Here is a 5,117-nt window from a genome sequence, read left to right as displayed (position 1 = left end):
GCTCGATTGAGTGAGCGCGACGTCGAATGCCGGATACTCAACGCAAAGCACGATGAGGAAGAAGCATCGGTCATTGCAGAGGCCGGAGCGATCGGAGCCGTAACGATTTCGACCAACATGGCGGGGCGCGGCACCGACATCCGCCTGGGCGGCGTCGATGAGGCCGAGCGAGATGCCGTCGTGCGACTTGGCGGACTATATGTTCTGGGGACTAACCGGCACGAAAGCAGACGGATTGATGACCAGCTTCGTGGTCGTGCCGGGCGCCAGGGAGATCCGGGTACGTCCCGCTTCTTTGTAAGTCTCGACGACGATCTCATGATTCGCTACGGAATCGACGACCTCATTCCGCCGATGCTGCGTCCGCCCGATCAGGACGAGTCGATTGATCATGCTGTGGTGAGACGCGAGCTGGATCGGGTTCAACGAATTGCGGAAGGGCAGAACTTCGAAATACGCCGTACGCTTTATCGGTATTCTGCACTCGTCGAGGAACAACGTAAGAAATTACATGCCTGGCGCGCGGAGGTGCTTGCCGGCGAAGCGGATCTCGATGTCTGGTCTGGTCGCCAGAAGGAGCTGTTTCGATGGGCGGTGGATCGATTTGGATCTGAGACGACGTTGGAGGCGGAACGTGAGGCGACACTGCACTTCATCGATGAGTGTTGGGCCGAGCAGCTGGCGTTCGTCGCCCATTTGCGGGAGGGGATCCACCTGGTCGGTATCGGTGGACTCGATCCTCTCTATGAGTTCCATAAGCAGATCGCAGATGGTTTCTGGACGGTCTATGAGTGCGTCGAGCAGCGAACAGCTAAAGCCCTTGTTGATGTGAACGCGGCCGGCCAGAGTCTAAGTCTGGATGCTGCCGGCGTGCGTGCGCCATCATCGACGTGGACGTATCTGGTGAATGATCAGGCGCTGACAGAGCTGCAGCAGATGCTTTTTGGAAGGGGAAACGTGGCGTTCACCGCCGGTGCGGTCGTGATGGCGTGGCCGATACTGGCGGCGTGGGCAATCTGGCGACGAATTTCTCTGCGCCGCACCTCAAAAGACGATTAAAGATCGGCGCGATCCGTTCAGGCCGTGGGCTCTCCCGACGTCGGAGGCACAATACCGGGAAGTGCTCCGGCAGTTCGACGCGTAAAGATGAACCACGTTACCACCAGGGCGACGAGATAGAGGAGCAGCAACCCCGCCATCGTGAAGTAGCCCTCGAGTCTTCCCTCGTACCAGACCAGCGGAAGGTTGATCATGATCAACAAGGGAAACCCGAGTGCGAGCGCTGCGCCGCTGCCGAGAGCCTGGTCCTGCGCCACGGGAGTCGCGAATTCCGGATCGGTGACGCGGATCATGGCAAGGCCCGAGCTGATCGTTCCGGTTTGCTCCGCATAGAGCCCGACCGTTCGCTCGAACCGGTACTGTGAGAAGAGTCTGCCGATGGGCCACTTGATCGCGAAGTAAGTCGCAATGGCTCCAATGATGCACATCACGGCTATCGGTCCCACGTATTGCCATGTGACCTTAAGGCTGATGGCCATGATTGCCGCAGCGACCAATAAGTCCGCCATCAGGCCTGTGATGCGACGCAGGGTTCCATCGTCGATCATATAGCCAGCACTCCGCACCTCGATGATCTTCCGGGTTCCGAGCGCCAGAAGATTGGCAACCACGAAGTTGAGCGACCAGAGTGTCGGAATCTCGTTTGTCAGGCCCGCTGCCGAGAGCAGTTGCGCCAATCCCATCACGACGCCGTAGGACGCAAGATATACGGCCCCGACCAGTGCGAAATGAAAGGTAAGAGTATCGATGGTGCCGCTGGAAAAGGTGTTATGGGAGCCGATGCCGAGCGGAACGTTCCTGGCAAATCCGCGGCGGACAAACTCGGTGCCTGCCTCATCGGGGCGCAACGCGGTCAGACCCCTGTGAATGCCTCGGTTGACGACGCTGATTCCCGTGATGTACGCCACGAGGAACCCGATCGCAGCCAGCGTCAAACCGATGTCCGCAGCCTCCGCGAAGCCATGCGCTTCCCACGATTGGCCGATCGAAAAGGCGATCCCGGGACCCATGCCAAAACCCAGAGGGAGCAATATGCCTACGGCCGGAACTAGATTCGGCGAGATCAGCCATAGAAAAAAGAGCGCCACGATCAAGCCGATCAGTGCCTGAATGACAAACGTGAGGACCTTGATAAACCCGATGTGGATTGCCCCGACCGTGCGGCCTCCGGTCCGTTTCAACCCGACCCCGATAAACGTCAACGCCAACAGATGGTAGACGTATACGCCCATGCGTTCAGGCGAGAATTCGATCCACTTGAGCAGTTCCGGACCAAGGATCAGGCCGAGGAAGCCGGCTATCAGATTGCTGGGAATCAGAAAGCGCTGGAGAAGCGGTATCCTGCTCCTGGCCATCGTGGCAGCTATGAGAAGGACACTCACTACCGCGAAGTCGAGGACGAACTGCTTGATCGTGAAAGAGAACTCCCAGACAGGCATGTAATAACCGTGGGGTTGGCAAGTCGCTCAGAATATAGGAGTTCCTTCGAGCCGGATTGCTATCCACGGTCCTATGAATCGGGATGAAGCCTCCTCAGGGCGTCTCTCCAGGCGAGTGCGCTTCCCCCTCCTACGAAGCTCAGTTGGACCATTTCGCCCTTCAGGAACAGCTGTAGCTTGAAGTTTCGCTCGACGTCAAAGCCGTGCAGGTCGCTCATCGGAATCGAGCGAACGGTTGTGCCGGAGAGCTGAATGCTGTCGTCGAAGAGGCGAGCGTTCACGTTTCCATGACCCACTAGACGCGGGAAGTCGATCTCGGTGTGGTACTCCACGATGTTCTCAAGCATTTCGCCGCCGGGCCCCTTGGACAGCGGCATATCGTGGATCCGCTCGTACAGATCGCCTGTCAGATGTATCTCTCCGGTCTTCTCATTGAGGAGGCGACTGTCCGGAAGCATCTTGAGTCTCAGCGACCCATTCTTGTTCTCCACGTAGGTACCGTCTCGCGAGATGAGGCTGTCGCGCTCGCCCGTCTGTGGATCGCGGTAGAGCAACCGGTGTATCCCGTCGGCCGGCCGGTACGCCCACCGGGGTCGCAGGTGCTCGGGCGCCAGATTTTCGTCGAAGGCAATGGGAGCCTTGAGTTGCTCAATGGCCTGATCAAGCGGAGTGTCGCGCGTGAAGGTCAGCGGCTCGAGGATCTCGACTTCAACGCGCCCGGGTCGAGGATGAGTCGCCCAGCGCGGCCAGCTGGTGTATGATCCGTGCGTGACGACCGGGTAGACGGGAATTCCCATCCGGGTGAAAACTTTTGCAGTTGACCGTATCCACGGCTCGGGTCGTCCTGTCCAGCGACTCCCACCCTCCGGATAGACGACGATCTTCCGGCCGTCCGCCACCATCCGGTGCAGAACACGAATCAGGTGAGGGTCGGCCATCCGCTTTCGTGTCGGATGGAGATCGAATCTGCTCAGGGCCCAGTTGAGAAACGGCTTTCGGAAGAACTCCTGAGTCATCACTCCGCCGGTCGGGTCCGACCAGGGCGTGAAGCAGTTGAGGATAAACGGATCCCAGCGGTTGGAATGGTTGCCGTAGATGAAGCACGGACCCTTTCGTAGAGCCTCGGCGCCGCCCGACAGTTTCGGATGCCACAATACGCGCACCGCCGACAGCAGAATCGTGCGGAAAAGGGCGATGCTCAGCGGGGTCTGGTATTTGTGTCGGCTCACGGTACGGGCTGGTGGTCTGCCGAAATCTACAGTTTTAGTTCAGACAATGGCGGATCGATTTACGGTGTGTTCAGGTCCATCTAGTTTGCAGGCGTCGACCAACGTACCTGTCATTTCCGCCGCTCGGCTATTGGCTAGCACCGATGTCTATCTGACAATCGACGTGGACGGATTGGATCCGGGAATCATTCCGGCCACCGGAACGCCCGAGCCCAATGGACTGACCTGGCGCCAGACGTTGGAGATTATCAAGACCGTGACTTCAGCGGCGAGGGTTGTGGGAATGGACGTCGTGGAGTTGGCCCCGAGGCGGGGACTTCATGCCGCCGATTTTGCGGCGGCCAAGTTGACCTATCACGCGGTCAACCTGATTGCAGCAGGCAGGGACTGGATGTGACCATTGGTCGGTGTTCGGTAGACCGCGTATTCTGTGCTACGATCGCACTACGGGTTTCAGTTCGATGAAGTGCATAGAAGATCGAAAGGCCAACACCTCGCTGTTGCGGAAAGTCGCTGAACGCGTGGGCAGGGAGTTTGAGTCGCTGTCCTTTGAGGAACTCAACGAGCGCGATGAGTCCATGGGGTCCGTCGAATGTGATGGCCATGTCGTTCGATACTCCGCATTCAGTTACGACCATGACCCGGCCTCCGGCACGATCTTCTTCTGCATAGACATACACAGCAAGCTACCGGTCTGGCCACCGGGTCGATATCCCTCGTGGCAATTCGCAATGCGACCGGATGGCACAGTGGAAAGGACATAGTGACAGCTGATAAGAACATCCCTGGACAGGATGACTCGGGTCTGTTACCAGGCTCGTCCGTGCTCGAACGTCTGTGGAGAGGAGGAGTCGTTCTTTCGCCGCTTGAACTGCGAATCGTTTCTCTCTTTGTCGAACACTCGCCAGCGGACTTCCAGTCTGTTCTGCGAGAACAGCTGGGCGCTGCGAATCTCGTTCAACGCAGTCCCGACTGGACGGAGCTGCGGTTCTACACCATGGACAAAGGTCGAGTAGACCGTAGCGGGCTCGCGGAGCTTCCGATACGACCTGGTGAGATAAAACTCCTGTCGATGGCGTTTCTCGTCGAGGGTGCGACTGAACCCATCCACGCGAACTTCTGGGCAGTCGACAGGCGATTCGTCATCATCAACTTCGATCGAAGTATCAAGACGTTCCGACACATCGTCGATATCCATTTGCAGAAAGTGCGGCAGTCGTGGCGATCGAACATGGAACCGAAATAGAGAGTGGCTCGGAGCATGCTCTTCTTGCTTCTGCAGCGCCTCTCCTCGTACATATCGGAGTCACATTGAACAACGTCCGCGCACGCAGAGGTCTTCATTATGTCATCTCCAGGAAAAGCGATTCTGTACGGCTTTCTGATCTGG

General features: G+C 58.0%; 6 protein-coding genes. 4 read left to right on the top strand and 2 right to left on the bottom strand.

Annotated elements, in window-relative coordinates:
* Positions 1 to 1,059 (top strand): accessory Sec system translocase SecA2 (locus tag HKN37_07390; protein NNE46467.1); only part of this gene is annotated, 1,059 nt, incomplete at its 5' end.
* A gap of 17 nt (positions 1,060 to 1,076) precedes the next feature.
* Here HKN37_07390 and HKN37_07385 read toward each other — a convergent pair.
* Complete coding sequence (locus HKN37_07385; GenBank protein NNE46466.1) at positions 1,077 to 2,498, bottom strand: hypothetical protein; 1,422 nt, start codon at positions 2,496 to 2,498, stop codon at positions 1,077 to 1,079.
* A 71-nt stretch (positions 2,499 to 2,569) separates the two neighbouring features.
* Positions 2,570 to 3,652, bottom strand: coding sequence for a 1-acyl-sn-glycerol-3-phosphate acyltransferase (locus HKN37_07380; protein ID NNE46465.1), 1,083 nt, complete (start codon positions 3,650 to 3,652; stop codon positions 2,570 to 2,572).
* Here HKN37_07380 and HKN37_07375 point away from each other — a divergent pair.
* From HKN37_07375 to HKN37_07365, 3 genes are all read left to right on the top strand, one after another.
* Complete coding sequence (locus tag HKN37_07375) at positions 3,594 to 4,124, top strand: hypothetical protein (GenBank protein ID NNE46464.1); 531 nt, start codon at positions 3,594 to 3,596, stop codon at positions 4,122 to 4,124. The two genes, HKN37_07380 and HKN37_07375, sit on opposite strands and share 59 nt — an antisense overlap.
* Positions 4,125 to 4,188: 64 nt before the next feature.
* Positions 4,189 to 4,491: a hypothetical protein gene (locus HKN37_07370; GenBank protein NNE46463.1), complete on the top strand. Its 303-nt coding sequence runs from the start codon at positions 4,189 to 4,191 to the stop codon at positions 4,489 to 4,491.
* Positions 4,491 to 4,973 carry a hypothetical protein gene (locus HKN37_07365; protein NNE46462.1) on the top strand — a complete coding sequence of 161 codons (483 nt, stop codon included), beginning with the start codon at positions 4,491 to 4,493 and terminating at the stop codon, positions 4,971 to 4,973. Before HKN37_07370 ends, HKN37_07365 begins: the two co-directional genes overlap by 1 nt.
* Positions 4,974 to 5,117: the final 144 nt, after the last annotated feature.

This window comes from Rhodothermales bacterium (assembly GCA_013002345.1).
In the GTDB taxonomy this organism is placed as follows: Bacteria; Bacteroidota; Rhodothermia; order Rhodothermales; family JABDKH01; genus JABDKH01.
The sequence above is the reverse complement of the archived record's forward strand: the minus strand, read 5'-3'. Positions and strand labels throughout refer to the sequence as shown.